The sequence below is a fragment of the Xenorhabdus sp. XBWT genome, from assembly GCF_059072735.1.
Map to the genome: position 1 here is coordinate 3,508,940 of NZ_CM180990.1, position 20,645 is coordinate 3,529,584.

Annotated in this window: 10 protein-coding genes; all 10 read right to left on the minus strand. The window is 47.9% G+C overall.

The window, feature by feature from the left end; translation table 11 throughout:
• Positions 1-62 precede the first annotated feature (62 nt).
• The 10 genes from tnpB to AC5JQI_RS15380 all read right to left on the minus strand — a co-directional run bounded on the left by tnpB (position 63) and on the right by AC5JQI_RS15380 (position 20,644).
• Positions 63-416 (minus strand): IS66 family insertion sequence element accessory protein TnpB, encoded by a 354-nt coding sequence (tnpB, locus tag AC5JQI_RS15335; RefSeq protein WP_275358884.1) that lies wholly within the window; start codon positions 414-416, stop codon positions 63-65.
• Positions 413-742, minus strand: a complete 330-nt coding sequence (tnpA, locus tag AC5JQI_RS15340; RefSeq protein ID WP_493912782.1) for an IS66 family insertion sequence element accessory protein TnpA — start codon at positions 740-742, stop codon at positions 413-415. Before tnpA ends, tnpB begins: the two co-directional genes overlap by 4 nt.
• Before the next feature lie 893 nt (positions 743-1,635).
• Positions 1,636-2,154 carry a GNAT family N-acetyltransferase gene (locus AC5JQI_RS15345; RefSeq protein ID WP_493907575.1) on the minus strand — a complete coding sequence of 173 codons (519 nt, stop codon included), beginning with the start codon at positions 2,152-2,154 and terminating at the stop codon, positions 1,636-1,638.
• 120 nt (positions 2,155-2,274) lie between these two features.
• Positions 2,275-3,042: a thioesterase II family protein gene (locus tag AC5JQI_RS15350; RefSeq protein WP_493907576.1), complete on the minus strand. Its 768-nt coding sequence runs from the start codon at positions 3,040-3,042 to the stop codon at positions 2,275-2,277.
• A 16-nt stretch (positions 3,043-3,058) separates the two neighbouring features.
• A complete protein-coding gene (locus AC5JQI_RS15355) occupies positions 3,059-3,928 on the minus strand; it encodes an alpha/beta hydrolase (protein ID WP_493912795.1) in 870 nt (289 codons plus the stop codon).
• Positions 3,929-3,933: 5 nt separating this feature from the next.
• The gene (locus AC5JQI_RS15360; protein WP_493912796.1) at positions 3,934-13,524 is read right to left on the minus strand and encodes an amino acid adenylation domain-containing protein; all 9,591 of its coding nucleotides are present in this window, start codon (positions 13,522-13,524) and stop codon (positions 3,934-3,936) included.
• Positions 13,525-13,576: 52 nt separating this feature from the next.
• Positions 13,577-14,794 (minus strand): MFS transporter, encoded by a 1,218-nt coding sequence (locus tag AC5JQI_RS15365; protein ID WP_493912797.1) that lies wholly within the window; start codon positions 14,792-14,794, stop codon positions 13,577-13,579.
• Between the two features lie 45 nt (positions 14,795-14,839).
• Positions 14,840-16,048 (minus strand): MupA/Atu3671 family FMN-dependent luciferase-like monooxygenase, encoded by a 1,209-nt coding sequence (locus AC5JQI_RS15370; protein WP_493912798.1) that lies wholly within the window; start codon positions 16,046-16,048, stop codon positions 14,840-14,842.
• A gap of 37 nt (positions 16,049-16,085) precedes the next feature.
• Positions 16,086-16,613: a sterol desaturase family protein gene (locus tag AC5JQI_RS15375; protein WP_493907581.1), complete on the minus strand. Its 528-nt coding sequence runs from the start codon at positions 16,611-16,613 to the stop codon at positions 16,086-16,088.
• Between the two features lie 17 nt (positions 16,614-16,630).
• Positions 16,631-20,644 (minus strand): non-ribosomal peptide synthetase, encoded by a 4,014-nt coding sequence (locus AC5JQI_RS15380; RefSeq protein WP_493912799.1) that lies wholly within the window; start codon positions 20,642-20,644, stop codon positions 16,631-16,633.
• Between the last annotated feature and the right edge of the window lies 1 nt (position 20,645).

The following is a 20,645-nucleotide window of genomic DNA, read 5'->3' on the forward strand; positions in this document are numbered from 1 at the left end:
TTTATGCCATCCCCGGCGAAAAAGCGTAATTAATGCCCGTTGGTTTGATGATCATCAAGGGATCAGGCGACATGGCAATCCTGGACGGAGAAGGGCTGGTGCCCGATGACCTCATAACCCGATAACAACCCGTGCAGTTGCTGCTCTGTCAGGGTCAGGGAGGCACTGTTGACGGCGGTGGGCCATTTGAATTTCGCGTTCTCCAGCCGTTTGTACCAGAGCGCAAACCCGGTTTTATCCCAGTAGAGGATTTTGAGTTTATCCCGCTTCTTGTTGCAAAAGAGGAATAACGCGGTTTGCGTCGGCGACAGTTGCATTTCCAGCTCTACCCAGACCGCCAGCCCGTTGATGGATTTTCGGAAGTCGATAAATGAGCGGCACAAATACACCTCCGGCACATCCACAAACATTTTCATGCGGCGAGCCCCCGAATAATCGCAATGATAACATGCTTATCCGTGCCGGCAGGAAAACGCAGTGTGCCCTGTGGTGTCTCAAATAAGATGGGGAGTGGGCTGGATGAGGCGGATTTTTTCTGAGCGGTGCTGACGTTAATAAAAGCAGACGGTGAAGCCAGCCCAGACGGCTTTTCCGGTGGATGGGAGGTGCGTTGGCGGTGGTGATAGAACCGGGTGGTCGACACACCGATTTTTTGGCAAAACTGCGGGACCGTCAGTTCGGATTTTTTCTGCTGTTCAAACAGGTCCCGCCACTCGGCTTGAGTAAACCTGGATTGGCTCATGTGAGTTTTTTCCATCATCAGAATAGGTGAAACTATTTTAATCAATGGATTTATCCTGGCTAGGTGGGGTTCCCCGTACGCTTACGGTCAATGGCTTATTTCGAGCGGTTTCATTGAGTAATTCGGAGTTCAAATGGGTTGTAAAGGCAGGCCGGACGTGCTCTGGACGTTGGCCGCTTAGCGGCGTCACTTGGTAATAGCGCAGCTCATACTCAAGTGGCGCCGCACAGTATTCGGAACGTTATCGTGAGTTAATCAAAGTGTGGATTAAGATCGTGCAAGGTTAAATTGTGATGGTAAACGTGGCAGGGGACTGCTCTAAGTGTGGTAAGCCGGTGAATCCAAAAACCGGATAACTTTCATCGCCAGACGATGGGTTATTGTCCAACGATATCTGCTTCCAAAAGTGCGCAGATGTACCGCAATCTTGCTCTCCCTTGCAGGCTACGGGAGTTTTGTTTTGCCACTTAATGCTGATTCTTACAGGCAATGGATCATAGATAACAATTAAATATTCTATCGATTGAGTTGAGTGGGGTCAAATTTTTGCTTGATAATAAGAGATAAGGGGCTAAATAAGTGTCCAATACTTCTTGATTTCTAAAATAAAAAAGCGCGAAATAATATTAACCATTGCGATCATATAGATATCTTTTATAAAACAAATTATTAATATTGATGCAGATTGGCGGAGCACAACAAAAAGTTAATCAACCACACTTTCACACCAATACTGCTTGCTTAAGAAAGATAGAAGTACTAACTATCATTTTCTCTATTTGAAGTAATGACGGGCTCTCCAAATTTCCTTTTTCAGCATTTTTTTGAATAGTTATTCAAAAAAATGCTGAAAAAGTAGGTAATATACATTCGTGTAGACTTTCTCCGTAACCCTAAAAGATCTCTTTATAATAAATTACCGTACCATCATAGTTGCCGTTTGAACTTAACGCAAAACCAGGAATAACTCCTACGCGTGTGAAACCACGTTTCGCGTATAATTTTTCAGAGACATCGCCCTCTCTGGTATCCAGTACTAATAGCCTTAAACCGATATTTGTTGATACTTCCTCGGCTTTTAACATAAGTAATGCTCCAATTCCCGCGGAACGACAGGCTTTTTTTACCATGAGTTTCTCGATTTCCCCCCGGTGTTTACCGTTATCTTTTTTTGTTAGCCCAATTTGAACACTCCCAACAATTTCAGTGTCTTTCAGCGCAATCAGGAGTCGGCAATTTTCATCTTTAAGCTGAGCATCTACACCATTCCAATATCCAACTGCACTCTCTCTTTTCAGCGGAGCAATAAAACCGATAGAGGCACCATTATCAACGCAGTCAGTCAATAGTGTAATCAGTTTATTTGTATAATTTTTGCTCGATTTAATTTCTTTAATTTCAATATCACTCATATTTTTTTCTCTTATAGTTAAATTAGTGTAATTTGACACTATAGTTATTCTTCGTTACTTGGATTTATACTTTATGTCATATTATGTTGTTTTTGTTATATATTTACTTGAGGATATTACTCAGCCAATACAACCTTTATTCAATAGTATTGCGGAAACTATACAATTAATATGTCCAGCAACGCTGTTAGGATTACTGTGAATATAGAAATGTCCGCCTTCCACACGCTTAACATCAATAGGTGAACAGAAATATTTTTGCCAGGCATAAACCGCCTCCAGCGGTGTCCGTTCATCACGGGTTCCGTACAAAATGGTGGCAGGGAAATTAAAGCGGGTGTTCTGATTCACCGTATGAGCATAAGAAAGCCCGAAGTCTGCTCTCAGCATCGGAATCAGCAAATTCATCAGCCCTCTGTTCTCGATAATAGCCTGAGGCGTTCCCCCCATCTGACCAAGTTTCTCAACAAAATCCTCATCCGGCAATTCATGAATCGGATCGGCGTGATTACGCAGATGGAGCGCTCTGGCACCGGAGCAGATCATATGGCACGGCGGATTATCCTGCCGCGTTTGGTGTAACGCGCTCTCAAACGCCAGCCGTGTGCCGAAGCTGTGGCCAAACAGGATATAAGGCTTGGTACAAACCTCGGACAGCACCTGATAAATAAAAGACTTCATTGAGGGCCAGTCCTTTATCGGCGGGTCGCTGAATTGTGTTCCTCTGCCGGGAAGCTGAACAGAAATAATTTCTGCATCAGGATGAACCAGCTTATCGTAGGGCCGGTAAACCGAAGCACTGCCCCCTGCATAGCTAAAGCAGATCAATCTGAGGCGTGCAGCATGATGCGGACGTATATAACAAATCGCGTTATTCTCTGCGGACACAGTAACTCTCCTGCGTTTAGCGCTTATCGCAATGCTGATGCTGAAACCAGGCAACAACCTCACTAAAAGGTTTCTGATTGGGTTGCTGCCAAAACTGATTATGCCGGTATAGCCCTTTAATCAGCACTGGCTCAACCTGTTCATTCCTGATTGCCGCCAGCCGCTGAAAATGTCCGGCGTCAATCTCTTCGTCATTTTCGATATGAAGAAGAAAAATAGGTACCTGAATATCCTTCAGTCGTTTCTTTGAGTCAAAATAATTAGGTAACAAAAAAGGCATATACGCCAGAACAGGATATTTCTCGTACACCACTTCTTTCAACGATGAAAAAGTTGAAACCAGCCCAATGGCGCAAATGTAAGGTTGTACCTGCGCAAGACTATCCAGCAGTACCGCTCCGCCCATCGAAAAACCCAGCAGAAACTTCTCACCGGTTGCCTTACGGGAAAACAGATCGCTGATGGCCGACACATCATGCGGCCAGCCGTCAATGTCGTCAGCAGGCGCACTCAAACCATAGCCGGAATAGTCAAAAATCATGACATTAAATCCGCTACCGGTTAATACGCTAATCGCCTTAATCCAGTCATCGAGCGTTTCATCCTGTCCGTGAAAGATAAGAACACTCTTATCTTTCACGGCTTTTTGTGACCCCGGCACAGCCGGAATCCACCAGTAACTGATGGATTTACCCGCACCGGACAGAACATTCCCCTGTTCATAGGGGAGTCCTGATGCTGAAGGATAGGCTGAAAGTGTTTTTTTATTTTTCAGCAGTTTTGCCGTAAGTACCTCCGTCAGTTCAGCTCTGACGAACCAGGCGGCAAAAATACCCGCTAAACACAGCAACAGTACGATATAACGCTTTTTCTTCAGAATCTGCATAACCGTTATTCCAGGGAAGACCCGGCCTCGGCATTCATGCCACGTCTGCGCCCCAGCATCTGCTTACGCCGGTCAGCCCGTATTCTGGCACTTTGAACCACATTCTCGCCCGGCTCAGAGTTGTCTCCAATAGCCATTGCCAGCGTTTCAATGGTGGGATATTTAAACAGCGTGACGAGCTCCAGCGTCTTATCAAACTCACGCGTAATATCACTTCTGACCTGCATCAGCAGCAGAGAATGACCGCCAATATCGAAAAAGCGGTCACGCCGCCCAAATCCATCGTGCCCCAATGCCTGACGCCAGATAGCATGAAGACGTTTTTCCAGTTCATTCTGCGGCGGGACGATGTTTCTCTGACTCGCCGGTTGCAGGCTGATGTTCGCATCGGGCAGCGCTTTACGATCTACCTTACCGTTAACCGTCAGCGGGAGGCGCTCAATGGCAATAACGACTGCGGGCACCATGACTGAGTCCAGCCGCGTGCGCACATAATCCAAAACTTTTCCACCAATAGCTGAATCAGCAGAAACAACGTAAGCGGCAAGGGCTTTTTCACCATTAGTCCGGACAAAAGGTAAAACCACTGCATCGGTGACAGAAGGTGCTTCCCTCACTGCCAGCTGTACTTCCGACAGCTCAATGCGTACCCCGCAAATTTTAACCTGATCGTCTTTACGCCCTGCGAGATGCAGTACGCCATTGGCATTGAGGTAACCCAGATCGCCGGTATGATAGCCAATCAGCCTGTTTTGCCCAGATGAAAGATCCCTGAAAGGATAGACATAGCCACTGACAAGATAACCCTTTGAGGCATAGGGCGTTTTAATTACCACTTCACCTATTTCCCCGATACCGCAAGGTTCTCCCTGTGGCGTAATGAGATCAAAACTTGCGCCGTCAATGGGCCTGCCAACGGGAAGTACCGTAGAAACAGCAGTTGTCATATCAGCGTCAAAGAAGAACTTCGCCATTGTGGTTTCTGTCGGGCCATACAGATTGGTTACTACCGAGGCCGGGTTAACCCTTTGCTGCCACTGTTTCACCGTTGCCTGAGTTAACGGTTCTCCGGCAAAAAAGACGCGGCGTAAAGAAGGCAGAGAAATATCGGTTTCTTTCTGATTCAGCCAAAAACCTGCAATACTCGGCACAGTATGAAAATAGCTGATGGATTCCTGCCGCATCCAGGCGAACAACGGTTGCGGAGACAACTCAGTATTTGCCGGAGGAATGCAGAGTGTCGCGCCGGAACACAACGGCAGGAATACATCACGCAGTACAACGTCAAAACCGTAGCTGGTAAGGTGTGCCCCTCTTTCTCCTGGCGCAATCTGATAATGCTGACGTTGCCACATCAAAAAGCCCGCCAGCCCGCCCTGATGACCAAGAATGCCTTTGGGTTTACCGGTAGTGCCTGATGTGAAGAAAATATAGGCCGCATCATTAGCGTCAATGTTTACTGACGTAAACAGATCTGCCGCAGACAATGTCCCCCTGGTTATTCCGTCAGCCACAATAGCAATCCGGCAGGTAATCGCCTTAAGCGCTGATGGAATTTGCTCATCACCTATCCACAGCAACAGCCGTGGTTCAGCCTGTTGCAAAATCTGTTCAAAACGCTGCGATGAAGCTGATTTATCCAGCGTCAGTAAAACGCCTCCTCCAAGGACAACCGCCAGCATCGACGAAATAAATCCCACGCTTCTGTCACCAGCAATTGCCACAACGTCACCCTGTGAGAAACCATTTTGCGCCATTAACTCCGCAACGCGCGCTGCATTCGCAAACAAGTCATGATAAGAGCATGCAACACGATTGCAGCTCACCGCCGTTAGCTGCGGATAATGATGCAATGAAGAGAGCAAGAGTTCTGCCAATACCGGAGATTCAGAAGGCGTATTCAGTTCGCAGTGATAACACTGAGATGCCAAAGCCGTCACCAGACTAAAATCGCCCAGTTTGCGCTGCTGTTGCTCTATCACCTGCGCAAGTAATTCACTTAACTGGTGGGACATCTCCTGAATAAGCTGACCGTCCAGCACATCAGCCTGGTAATGCCAGCGCAGCGTAAGCCCTTCCGGTGTTTCAACGGCATATAGCGTCAGAGGATATTTCGCTTTAGCTAAAAGATTCGGCTCTTCCCTGAGCGTTAAATCACCAATAACCATCTCTTGTGAGAGACCTTCATTCCAGTTAAGCATGACATCAAACAGAGGGCTACGGTGCATATGCCGTTCTGGATTAACCAGTTCAACAATGCGTTCAAACGACATATCCTGATGCTCAAATGCCTCCAGGCAAAGGGTTCTGACCTGCCGGAGAAATTCAGAAAACGGCACTGCCGCACCCGGCGTCAGACGCACCGGAAGCACATTGATAAAGCAGCCAAGCATGGATTCTGTTTGCCGTTGCTGACGTCCGGCGATAGGCATACCAATAATTAAATCTTCCTGCGAAGAGTGGCGGTGCAGCAATAACGCATACAATCCCAGCACCAGCATAAACGGCGTCACCTGATGCGCGGCGGCAAACCTAAGCACATTCTGATAAAACGCGCTGTCAACCTGCTGCTCAAACATTTCGCTGCGTTCACTGATGCACTGGCCAATTTTAGCGGCTGGTAAGGTCAGCGGCGTTATTTCTCCCTGTAACTGTTTCTGCCAGTATTCAGATAACGTCTTGTAACGTTCACTGCTAAGCTGTTCGCCCTGCCACTGCGCAAAATCACAGTAATCAATAGCAAAGTGCGGCTGACGTCTGAATGCCTCCGGCTGTTCATAAGCCTGTTTTAACTGTTCAACAAACAGCCTTAACGACCAGCCATCGCTGATAATATGATGGATATTCACCAGCAGATATTTGCTGTGCTGAGCAGTTTCTATTAGCGTGACGCGCAACAAAGGCTCATCATTAAGCTGAAATGCGTGCCCTTGTTCCGCAGCCTTAAGGCGTTCAAGCTCACGTAAGTTCTGTTGCGCATCTTCGGAAGTAAGACGCAGAGTAGTTAGCTGTATTTCCTGCCCCTGATCGAAATACTGCTGCGGCCAGTCGCCACGAATAAAACGTGTACGCAAAACGGCGTTTCGCGCCACTACGGCAGCCATTGCCGCGTTCAACCGCCCACTGTCCAGAGGGCCCTGAATCTGATAGCAGCCAAAAATATTGAAGGAGACATCATCTGGATTGAGCTGCGACAGAAACCAGATACGCTTCTGAGCATCCGAAAGCGGGAAATCTGAGGGCTGTTTTCTTTTCACAATCACCTGCGGGTGATGCTCTTCGTCCTGCCGGCAGGCATTGCCGTCAATGATTTTGGCCATCCGGTTCAGCGACTGCACATCAAAAATCTGCGCCAGGGTGATAACCTCTCCCCAACGGTTGCGAATACGGGTTAACAACTGGGTGGTAAGAATCGAGTTACCGCCGAGAGCAAAGAATCGGGCATTAAGGCTAATCCGGTCACATTCAATGCCCAGCAAGCCAGACCATATTTCGGCCAGCACCTGCTCTGTCGCCGTTTGCGGAGTCTGATAACCCTCCTGCTTTGCCAGCAAATCAACATCAGGTAAGGCGCTGCGGTTCACTTTACCGTTAGGAGAAAGCGGCAGTGCTTCCATCCATTTATAGCCTGCGGGTAACATAAATTTAGGCAGCACTGTTTGTAAATACGCATGTAGTTGTGCCGTGGCAACACTGATGTCTACAGGTTTCTCTTCCGTAGTGAAATAAGCATGAAGCTGAGTCTGTCTCTGTTCATCATCACGGGCAACCACGGCAGCTCCGGTGACGCAGGTAAACTGTGTGATGTGCTGTTCAATTTCACCCAGCTCGATACGGAATCCTCTGATCTTGATTTGGCTGTCCGTCCGGCCGTGATACGCCAGATTACCGTCCGGCAGATAGCTCACCAGATCGCCAGTGCGGTAAAGTATATCATCCCTGTCCGGACCAAAAGGATTAGGAATAAACTTTTCAGCCGTCAGCTCCGGCCGTCCCAGATATCCCAGCCCTACGCCGGTACCACCAATATAAAGTTCGCCAATGCTACCGGGCGGTAACAGCTGCTGATGCGCATTCAGGACATAAAATTGTGTATTGGGAAGCGGGCGTCCGATTGGCGGAGCGGTTTCATCAGCAGCAATCACATGATAAGACACCACGTCAGTACATTCCGTTGGGCCATAGGAGTTTACCAGCTCGCAATCCGTCTGGTTCAGCCAGGGGTGTAGTCGTTTCATGGTGATGCTTTCACCGCCGAGATACACTTGTTTCAGGCTGACCAGCAGCGTAAAGGCGTCATCTCCTTCCACCAAAGGATAAAACGCACTCGGCGCACAGTTAATGCGTGTTACCCGGTGCTGAAAAACCAGTTGCTTAAGGGCGTCAGCATCATAATAAGGGCTATCGTTCAATACTAACCTGCCACCAGTCATTAACGTTGACCAGATGTTTTTCTGGGTTAAATCGAACGAAATTGAACTCATCAGCAGCGTACAATCTTCTGCGGGCTGAGCAATCCTACCGGTATACCAGCGCAGCAAGTTCTGTACCCCGCGGTGAACCACCTGTGCTGCTTTGGGTTTCCCGGTAGAACCGGAAGTATAGATGGTGTACAGTCGCTGTTTCTTCGCACTGAGTGGCGGAAGCTGCGGATTTTTTCCGCTGAAATGCCGCCAAGACTCAGGATCAGAAACATTGATGAGGATAATCGATAATGTCTCCGCCTGCGGTGCAATCATCTCTGCCGTAGCATCATCCACAAACAGGAAACGAATTCTACTGTCCTGAATCAGGTACTGGATACGATCCTGCGGATAACACGGATCGATGGGCACATAAGCAGCCTGCGCCTTAACAATCCCCAGAACGCAGCAAATCAGGGCGGAAGAAGGTCTCACACACAAACCAATTAATTCATTGGCGTTTACCCCCGCATTAATCAAACAGTGCGCCAGCTGGTTAGCTTGTGTATTCAGCACCCGGTAGCTCAGCGACTCGTCCCCGCAGATTACCGCCGTTGCTTTACCCTGAAGCTGAGTCTGGTATTCAATCCGGCTCAAGATATCTCCGTCATCCGGAAGCGCCTGCGCGGTTGCGTTTAAGGTATGAATCTGGCGGTATGCTTCGTCCACCGGCAAAATTTCCAGCGCGCCTAACGCACTTTCCGGTTTGGTAACCGCCTCTTCCAGTAATCTGACAAAGCAATGACTCATCAGCTCAATGGTCTCCGCCGAAAAAAGATCCCGGTTATATTCGAGCGTGAAGTTAATACCCTGTGCATGTTCAGCGGCGTTCAGCTGCAACTCAAATTTGGCAAACCGGCCCGGCTGACGCATAAGTTCAAAGGTCACGCCGGATTGTGAATGCACCGAAAAATCTTGTGGATCCATGCTGAACATAATCTGGAAAATTGGAGAATGCTGTACCGAACGTTCTGGGTTTAACGTCTCAACCAGCAGCTCAAAGGGCACTTCCTGGTTTGAGAAAGCATCAATATTAACTTTGCGTACCTGAGCCAGCAGATCCAGAAAGCTCGCATTCTCATTACACTGTACCCGCAGCGCTAGACTATTGACGAAAAACCCTACCAGCGTTTCCAGCTCTTTCTGGGAACGGTTGGCTACCGGTGTGCCAATCACAATATCCGATTGCCCGCTGTAACGCTCAAGCAACGCCACAAAAGCTGCGTGCAAAACCATAAACAGCGTTGCCAGTTGCTGCTGACCCATCTGCCGCAAACGTGCCACTAATGCAGCATCAATAGAGAAGCGTTTTTCCGCACCGGAAAAGCCTTGAATGGCTGGACGTTCAAAATCCAGCGGCAAACCATGTACTCTTGGGCTGTCATGCAGCTGTTGCTTCCAGTAAGCGAGTTGGGGTTTAAGTTTATCCGCCGTCAGCCACTCACGCTGCCAGCAGGAATAATCCGCATAAGTGACACTTAACGGAGCTAAATCAACCAGTAAGCCTTGCGCTCCGGCATCATACAGCCTGACAAACTCATCCAGCAAAATCCCCATTGACCAGCCATCGGAAGCGATATGATGAACGTTGAACAGCAACCAGCCCTCATATTCTGCGGTGTGAATATATGAAACTCGAAGCATAGGAGTTTGCTCAAGGCTGAAAGGCGTGACGGCATCGCGCTCAATATGAGCAGACAGCATCGCCTGTTTTTGTTCCTGCGGGGATACCGTCCAGTTTTCAATACTGACCTGAAATTCAACTGGGTTAACAATACGCTGGTTAACATCACCCCCGGCGCTAAAAAACTGAGTTCTGAGCGGTTCATGCCTGTCTACCAGCTTTTGCAGCACCTGTTCAGCTAACCGGACATCAAACGGCCCGCCAACGCGGAGAACAGCGGGCAGATTATAGTGTGCATTACCGCTTTCGAGCTGGTCCAGCAACCATAAACGCCGCTGAGAAAATGAGGCCGGATATTCATAATATTCTGCCTGCTCTCTTTTATGATGCACTACTGCCGGGCGTACAATCTGGTGGGAGAAGCTGTCAATGCGCGCCGCTAAATCCCGCAATACCGGATATGTGAAAGTCTCTATCAGATTCAGTTCTATACCCAGACGGGCACGTACTTCATTTTGCACCTGCATCAGCAACAGAGAATGCCCACCAAGCTCAAAGAAATGGCTGTTAAGGCCAATACGTTGTTTATCCAGATTAAGTAATCCCGACCAAATTTCACATAACTGCTTTTGGGTTACGGTAACCGGCGCTTCAAACGCCTGCCCGGTCACCATCAGATCGATACCAGGTAGCGCTTTACGGTTTACTTTACCGTTGGGCGAAAGCGGAATCACTGCCAGCACTTTATATCCCGCAGGCTGCATATAATCGGGTAAGACCTGCTGCAAATGCTGTTTTACCCTTTCGGTCACTGCCGCTTCACCGCTCTCGCTCAGGTTTTCGGTAACCGTGAAATAGGCTAATAGGATTTTTTGTCCCCGCTGATCGTCTTTGGCGATCACCACTGCATTATTCACTGCGGGATCGCACGCAATTTGTTCTTCAATCTCGCCAAGCTCAATTCTCAGGCCACGAATTTTAACCTGATCGTCTATTCTGCCCAAATAATCAATATTGCCATCTTTTTCATAACGCACCAAATCACCAGTGCGGTAAAGCCGGTTCACACCATCAGCTTTAATAAAGTCGGCAATAAACTTTTCACTGCTCAGTTCTGGTTTACCCAGATAGCCTTGAGCCAGCTGAACGCCGCCGAGATACAGCTCTCCTGCAAACCCCATGGGCAGGCGTTTTTGACGGATATTAAGAATGTGGCACTGTGTATTATCAATCGGTGTACCGATAGGGATACGGGCATAGTGCTGCTGCGGCAATCCCTGCCAGCAGGTAACGTCAATTGAGGCTTCCGTTGGCCCGTAAAGATTGGTAACGGTGGCAAAAGGCAAAATCTGCCTTGTCTGCTCATAGGTTCCGGCTTTTAACGTTTCACCGCTGCATACGATATTCTTCAGGCTGGTTGCCGTGTTTGCCTCACCACACTCCAGAAAAAGCTGAAGCATAGAGGGCACAAAATGAACAATGGTCACCTTATGCTGACTGATTAGCTGCGTCAGATAGTTAGGATCTTTATGGCCTCCGGCTTTAGCAAACAGGATACGCGCACCGCATATTACGCCCCAGAACAGTTCCCAGACGGACACATCAAAACCAAACGGCGTTTTTTGCAAAATGGTATCGCTGGCATCCAGTTGAAAATAGTCCTGCATCCACGCCAGACGGTTTACCACTCCGTGATGTTCGAGCATGACACCTTTGGGATTCCCCGTTGAACCGGAGGTATAAATAATGTAGGCAACATGACGTGAGTTTTGACGTTTTTTAAGCCCAGCGGTATCCGCCACAATATTATTGAGATGTAACCGGGTTTCTTCATCATCAAGCACAATCAGATTTTCAGCGCTGACACAGCTCCAGCTTTCCGCCTTCATCCGGTTTTTGCCATCTACGATCAGCCTGTCTACCGCGGCATCCGAAATGATATATTGCAGACGGCTGTCGGGGTAGTCAGTGTCTAGTGGTACATAGGCCGCTCCAGCTTTCACAATCCCAAGAATACCAGTCAGCATATACACTGAACGATCCAGAAAGATGCCTACACGGTCGCCCTGCTTTACTCCCTTTTCACATAAATAAGTGGCAAACGCGTTAACCTGTTGATGAAGCTGCGCAAAGGTAAGCTGTGTGTTCTGGTCAATGGCGGCTATCTGATGCGGTGTTTTTTCGGCCTGACGGTCAAAAAGATCGCTCAGCGTACTGATTTCGTCAAAGACCCTGTCTGTGTTATTCAGCTCATCTAATGCCGCCCTCTGTTGCTCACTCAATAATAAAATAGCATTCACAGGCTGATACAAATTTTCAATCAGCTGTTCGAAAACACCATTCACGGTACGGGCGATGTGCTGGGCATACTCTGTTCCCCTCGGATGAGAGCATAAAATATGCAACGTATGCACATCACTGCGGTAGAGGTAAAACTGGATAGCAAACGGATTCTCACTGGTGAAGGAGGAAATAAACTCAACCGCTTTATTCGTCATGATATGCTGAGAGTAACCGTGATAATTATAAATAGCGCGGTATCCCTCTTTATTCAGCCCCAGCTGTGAAGCTTTGAACTGAGAGAGCTTTTCCATCCCTTTTCTGGATTTTTGTCCTTTTACGGCGGCGGCGAACCATTGTGACAGCGTTTCGTTTCGCCCAACAGCAGGTAAAATGAATGGCGTAATGGCACAAAAGCTCCCCAAAACGCCTCTGGCTCCCTCAGTACGATAATTCACCACCTCATCCATCAAAAGCTGGCCATCAAGGTTATAAAGCTCAATCAGCGCAAAACCGAATAAGCATTTAAATAAAAATGATTCAGTAACTTTGAGCTGACGACATATCGCTTTAATCCGGTCACTGTGCAAAACCTCAGACTTTACCAATTCTGTATTGCCCAACTTCACCTGATCGGCTTCATCAATGACGGGCTGAACACTGGCGGTTAGTAATGTCCAGTAGTCAACCACTGCCTGCGTGTCAAAACCGTCTAAATACGGATGTTGAGAACTAATGAGTAGCTCCAGCTTATCTCGATGATCATATTCTTCCCCCCGATGGTGCCGGAGAGCAATATCCATCAACATGTTGGTTAGTGATACTACTGCCTCACCGTCAAACAGAATATGGTGGCTGGCTACCAGCAATTCGTATCCCTGAGTTTTGTGAATTAAATAAACGCGTACCAGCGGTGCCGAAAAAGAAAATGAGGCTTTGACCCAGTTGGTGATGTGCTGTGAGGTCACTGCGCTGCTGTGCCGCTTTATAAAGTGATACTCAATACTGGTTTCAGGCACCATATCCCTGTTTTCAGTTAACCAAACCGGCTGGCTTAATTTACGCACCACCGGCTCCAGCGTTGCCAGCGCAAATTCAATGTCTTTCGGAGTGATTCCAGCTTTAATACGGCAATGAAGGCCAATACCATAGTTTTGTTTTGTGGCTGATTTATCATCAAGATAGATATCTTGTTGCACAGGAGACAGCATAGACAGTTCGTTCATCATTAACGGATACTCATAAGATCGAAGCAACGCGGCGAAAGTAGGATCACCGCGGTCATTTGTTATACATTTTTTCTTGGATTTTAGGCTGCGCCACATCAGACGCCCGGATATGCTTCAGGGCCAGCCAGGTCGCACAGGCGGCGCATATCACTCCGCACAAAAGGCTCCATACATAGCCCAGGTGGTCGTAAACCAGACCAAACAGCATGGGCCCCAGCGTACTGCCGATGAGTACGATGGTGGACATCAGCCCCAGTACAGCGCCGACATTGCCATAGCTCAGTTTGCTGATGGTTGAGGGAACGGTGATATTCACCACCGCTGAACTTAACCCGATAAAACAACTGAGCAGAATCAGCGAAACGGCGTTAGAAGCAAAAATCACCAAACCAAAAGCAGGCAGCACAATAAAACAAGCCAGTGCCAGAGAAGGCATACTGTTGAGCCATTTGGCTTTACCCATGGCGATAAAGATCTGCACTGAAAGCAGAGAGAGTCCAAAGGTCAGCATCAGGTTAGACACATCCGTTGATGTCCATCCCAGTGCGCTTTCCGACCATACGGGAATAATCCCCATGAGCAGCCCGAAGCTCATAGCAATCAGCATTTTAATCAGCGCAAAATCCCGCACTTTTGCGTTGGTACGAAAGGTTTTAAACACCTCTTTATAAGGTGAGCGTTTCTTATGGGAAAGATGGTACTCGGTGATTTTACCTTTAAAGGTAAAAGCAATAATCACCGGAATCAGGCTGCTGACAACCGCCGCCACAATCAGCATATCCGTCCTGGGATTGGCGAATTCCAGATGCCCCGCCAAAGCCGCAAAGGCGGGGCCAAGAATCAATCCCAGCGTAGAGCCAATTCTGAGTCTGGCAAGCCCGGTACTTCTGTCGGACTCAGAAGACATTTCTGAAATGATCGACTCAAAAATCACCAGATTTGAACTCATAAACCCCACAACAGCGCGTATGACAAACAAGGCCGCTAATGATGATGCCCACAGCAGCGCCCAGTTTCCCAGCGCTATGGCCGTCAGGCTGATTAACAGCAACACCACGCGGGGTATATTATCAGCCAGTTTACCCAGCACCGGAGAACCCAAAGCGCCGCCAATAAACTGGATACTTAACAGGGCACCAACCCAAAAAGCATTGGCGCCAAGATCCATCACAATAAAAGGAAGAACGGGTAACAAAATACCAATGGCAAAAGAATCCAGCATGGTAGCCGTCATAATGCCAAAATAGACAGAGCGGTGATTGTTCGGCACAGCTTACTCTCCAGATAGTACGTAGCAGGTTTCATTTATGGGCATTTAAGCCTGAAGTATTGTGCTTTGTCTTTTTTTAAACAGGGATTTCAGTTCTGCCAGATCGGTCAGTCCGTTAATGATCTCTCGCTGAGAAAGCCCGAAATCTACTAGGCAGGCAATCTCATCGATGCCAAGCCTGTAGAGTTTTTCAACCATCATCACGCATTTCTGCTTTGACCCCATCAGTGAGGTCTGGGAAAAATGCTTTTCAAACGCGTAATTGATCAGCGTTTCTCGGTCGTTATCAATAACATCCCGCACCGTCTGGTTGTTGTTTTTAAACGGATTCAGAGTATCATTCTGGTTGATGTATTCATTAAGAAAACCTTTTAGCGGCTCCCTGACTTTTTGTTTCACCTCTTCATCTGTTTCACCGACGAACGTATGTACCATTACAGAGACGATCCCACTTGCAGCATCATATCCGCCAGCTTCCAGCGTATTGCGGTACAGCATGATGTTTTCTTTCAGGCTTTCAAAGCTGTGGTTAGTTAATGAACACAACACATTCAGCCCCATTTCACCGGCTTTGCGCCAGGTTTCCGGGTTACCGCTGGAGGTCAAAAACATGGGCAACACCGGCTGAACGGGTCTTGGCAGGGTTAAAATTTCTACCGGTTTACCAGTGACATCGGTACGGGTGATTTTTTCGCCCTGCCACAGGTGTTTGATCAGCTCAACGTTTTCAAATAGTTGCTGCCTGCGTTTTTCATACAGTTCCGGCGCTAAAACATAATCTGCCGGATGCCAACCGGTAGCGAGAGAAATGGCGGCCCGTCCGTTTGACAGGTTATCCACCACGGCCCACTCTTCCGCCACCCGGATCGGATTATGCAACGGAATAATCACGCTTCCGGCACGCAGTTGAATCTGTTCGGTCACCATTGCTAACGCAGCGCTCAAAATAGACGGATTGGGAAACAATCCGCCAACGGGCTGTAAATGACGCTCCGGAGTGACTATCGCGCTGAATCCACTCTTATCCGCATATTTTGCCGCTTCAATCAGCAGATCATATTTTCCCGGTTCATTGGTTGAACCGTTTCCTGAGAAAAATATCAGGGAGAAATCCATTCCCCTTTCCTGGAGACCTTGTGATATCGCAAAGGGCTCAGCCTGATTAGCACTGATTTTCATCATCCTGGCTTTTTGCAGTAACTTCTCTTTTTGCTCCGGGGTAAGGCTTTTCACTTTATCTTCAATACTCGACATCACCGTAGCTCCAACAAGATGCATTTTTTGGTTTCACTCAATCGTTAACCGAGGCTTTTGAATTGCTCAGGCGGCGCATTTGGCGCTTTTCCTGAACGGTTTTTTCATCCGTGTTAAACAGGTAATCCCACAGCGTAATAAAAAAGGAGTAGTTACATTTCAGGTTACGGTGGTGTTTCAGGTGGAATTTGCCAATCGGGATAAATTTGGTAATTTTTCCAGTAATTTTGGGGTTATGATCCAGAACATTGCGGCTCAGGAATACTTCATACACATAGTGAAATGCGAGCAAAATCGAGCCCGGCACCGGATCAAAAATAGTGATGACAACCAGCGGTAAGGTGAAGCAAATATAAACATCCATTGATGAACGCAAATCGCCAAACCAAAAGAAATAATCGTGCCACGGTGGCCAAAAACTATCATCGTACTTATAGGCATGATGTTTGAGATGAAAATGCGCCAGAAAATTGTACTTAAAGCGCTTATGCGCAAGTACATGAATCGTGTAAGAATAAAGCGTCCATAGCAAGAAATATCCTGACAGCTTAAGTAGTAGTTCCACTTTTATCTCCGATTTAATTATTCGGTCATTTCCATGTCTGACATCATCCCAATCTGGCTGATAATTTCTGCCACCTTCGGATGGTGAACAATGCCGAAATGGTCTGCGTCTACACGGTGTAAATTCACGTTATTCACCAGCGTTGGCCAGATTCCCAGCTCTTCATGCGAATCGCGTGCTCTGAACAGCACAACATTCTCGATGCTGATGGGACTGGCAGGCTTAGGATCATAATATTTGAAGGTTTCAACGGTGGACAGGTACACATCAAACAGATGACGGATGTGCTCATTGGGTGTTTCCTCCGGGATTAACGTCAGGCGGCGCAGCTCATCGCATACATCATCAAATGTGAAGGTTTTATCTTTCCAGGCAAGCATCTCTTCTTGACTGACGGATTTACCCGGTAATGCCGCTAACTGGAGCACAAAGTTAAACAGCACGGTTTTTTCATCCTTGACCCGCGTCTTGGTCAGATAGGTATCAACCATCGACAGCTCAATCACTTCTTCGCCCTGCTCCTGGAGTTTTCTGGCAATTTCATAGGCAATAAACCCCCCCATTGACCAGCCGCCAAGGCGATAAGGCCCGTGTTTGCGGACGCGCTGAATCTCCTGCAAATAGAGCTGCGCCATCTCTTCAACGGTTTTCATTGCATACTCTTTATGCGTCATGGCATACGCCTGTAGCGCATAAAAAGGTTGCTCGCTTCCCAGACGGCGGCTAAGGCTAAAGTAACAGCTGACGGTGCCGCCTACCGGATGGATATAAAACAGTGGAATGCCTTCACCCTTAGGCTGGAGCTTTATCAGACACTCATCGCTATCAGCCGGCAGAATCCCGTGTTTAAGCTGATCGAGTGCCACAGCCAGATCGCACAACTTTGGCATTTCAAATAGCAGACGCAGCGAAATCTGGATGTCCATGGCGCTTTTTATCCGGCTTACCAGCGTTGTGGCGATAAGGGAATTTCCGCCAATATCAAAGAAGGAGGCATCTGCACTTACACGCCCCGTGTTCAGCAATTCACACCATATCGCGGCAAGCTGTGTCTCATAACCGGCCCAGGGTTCAATGAACGTTTGACGGTGATGCGCCTGTACTTCCGGCAACGGCAACTGTTTCTGGTCGACTTTACCGTTGGTGGTCAGCGGAAAGTCATCCATCGGGATGAAAAATGCGGGAATCATATAATCCGGCAGTGTCTGCTTTAACTGCGAGCGCAGCAGACTTATGTCCTGCCCGTTATTTAACACTACATACGCAGCGATGGCATTGTCCTGCGCATTTTCCGGTTTATACACGCGGAGAAAGACCTTTCTTACGTCCTTGCAGACAAGAAGGTGTTTTTCCACTTCCCCTAACTCAACGCGGTTGCCGCGGATCTTCACCTGCTGATCGTCTCGGCTGTCAAACTCCAGCGTGCCGTCAAAGCGGATGCGGCCAATATCACCGGTTTTAAACAGCCTGCCTGGTTGAAAAGGATTAGGAATAAAATGGGCTTTAGTCAGTTCAGGATTGTTATAATACCCAAGCGCTACGCCGCGTCCGGCGATAAAGATGTTGCCATAAACTCCTTTGGGCGCAGGATTCATCTGGTCATCAAGGATATAGATTGTCACATTGTTTAGCGGTGAACCGATGGGCACGGTCTTACCTTCAAAATCGCTTTCGCTGTGGGAATACATTGACGCAGTACAGGTGGTTTCCGTCAGACCGTAATCATTAATCCAGCGTATTTTGCCTTGCGTCAGGTGTGACCAGTCACGCAGCGTGGTGGCTGAAACCTTTTCACCACCCACGATCACCAGCCTTAATGATTCCGGCAGCGACAGGCCATCATGGCGGCAGTCGGCAATAATATTGTTCCAGTGCGCGGTGGTTAAATTAAGGATGGAGATAGCGCGTTGCGCTAACCAGGCAATAAACGCTCTGGTTTCTTCGATACCATCATAATCCCAAAGAACCAGCGTGGCGCCCTGCATCAGGGTTGGAAAAATTTCTTGTACTGAGACATCAAAAGAAGGTGAAGTAAACTGCAACACCTTATCTTCAGGCACCAGCTCGAAGCGCTCGGCCATGTTTTCACAGTGGTTCACCAGGCTGTCATGACTGATCATAACCCCTTTAGGCTGCCCGGTAGAACCGGATGTAAAGATCACATACGCCAGATCAAGAGGATGCATCTGAGGGAAAGCCGGAGCCTCACTGGCTACAATGCCCTGTACTTTAAGCAGCGTTAAAACGTTCAGCACCCTAACCTCAGAGCCGAGCGGACAGACACTCGTTTCAGGCAACGTTGACAGCACCGCGCTAGTACGGCACTGTTCAACAATCCCATTCAGTCTTTCAGCAGGATGCGTTGGGTTTATCGGCACATACGCCGCACCGCAGCGTAAAATCGCCAGAAAAGCCACAATCATCTCAATATTACGGGCCGCCAGTACCGGCACCAGTGTCCCTGCCTTCACTCCTTCCTCCATCAGCTTTTGCGCTAAGTCATGAATCTGACAATCCAGTTCAGAGTAAGTCCGCGACTGCGTTCCGCTAATAAGTGCCACAGACTGCGGTGAGCGGGCAACGCGTTCTGCCCAGACTTCATTGAAGGTTTTCTTGCCCAGTTTCTCAAGCTGAGGCCCGACATAGGTTGCCAGCATGGCTTTTTCTTCTTCCGGAGACAGTAGGCTCAGTGACTTAACCGCCTTTTCTGGCTGAGCAACCAGTTTTTCCAGCAAAATTTTGAAGCGTTCAAGCAGATAGGCAATTGTCTCTTCGTTATATAAATCCGTGTTGAAATCCACCAGCAGCGTTAACGCGCTTCCGATATAAGAAAACGACAGAGTGAGTTCAAACGTGGTGGTTTTCTTATCAATTGTGAAAGGTGAAATGATCACGTTGGGGACAATTTCATTGCTGTTTTGTTCCGGTTCAAGAAACATCACCATGGTCTGAAAGAACAGATTGTGGTTTAAGTTTCTGTCGGGATTCAATTCAGCAACCAGTTTTTCATAGGGGATCTCCTGTCTGGCAAACGCACCAAAGGCAATCTTTCTGTTGCGTTGCAGCAAAGTCAGGAAGTCCGGATCGCCGGACAAATCAGACTTAAGCACCAGCGTATTGATAAACAGGCCAATCAAATCTTTCAGCTCAGGCTGATTGCGGGTAGTAATCGGCGTACCGATGTTGATATCTTCCTGATTGGTATATTTATGCAATAACACCTGATAAGCAGACACCAGCGTGATAAACAGGGTTACGGAATGCTGTTTGCTTAGCTCTGTCAGCTTATCCGTAAGCTGCTGAGAAAAGGTGATACGTTTGGTTGCGCCGTTATTGGTGACGTCCTGCCCGCGTGGCCGATCCATAGGCATTCTGAGTACAGGGATATCACCGGTGAGCTGCGCTTTCCAGTATTCAAGCTGCTTATCCAGTTCTCCCGTACGCAGCCTTTCATTTTGCCAGCAGGCGTAATCAGAAAACTGTACGGTCAGCGCCGGCAGCGTATTTTCCGCCCCTTCAACGCGTACGCGGTAAAAATGAAACAGCTCCTTCATTAACAGTTTCAGAGAGTCGAAGTCTGCAATGATGTGATGAATGGTGAACAGCATACGGAACTGTGTATCCGCAAGCTGATAAATTTCCATACGGAACATCGGCCCTTCATCCAACATGAACGGCACTTTTCCTGCTTTATTCATCTGCTCGCGGATGTACCCATTAACATCCTCCGCAACAGCGGGATCAACCTGATGCAGAGGAATTAGCAAATTCAGGTTTTCAGCAATATTCAGAAAAGGAACACCATCTTTGGCTTTAAATGATGTTCTCATGATTTCATGCCGCTGAACGATATCGGTTAATGCCAGCCGTAATCCGTTAACGTCTAAAGGTCCATTGATTTCAAAGGCAAAGTTGATATTAAAATGATTCAACGATTTATTGAGCTGGTGTAAAAACCAAATGCGGTACTGATCGGTTGATAAAGGCAACTGGCCGGGCCTTTCAATGCAGGATAAACGTAATTCAGGCATG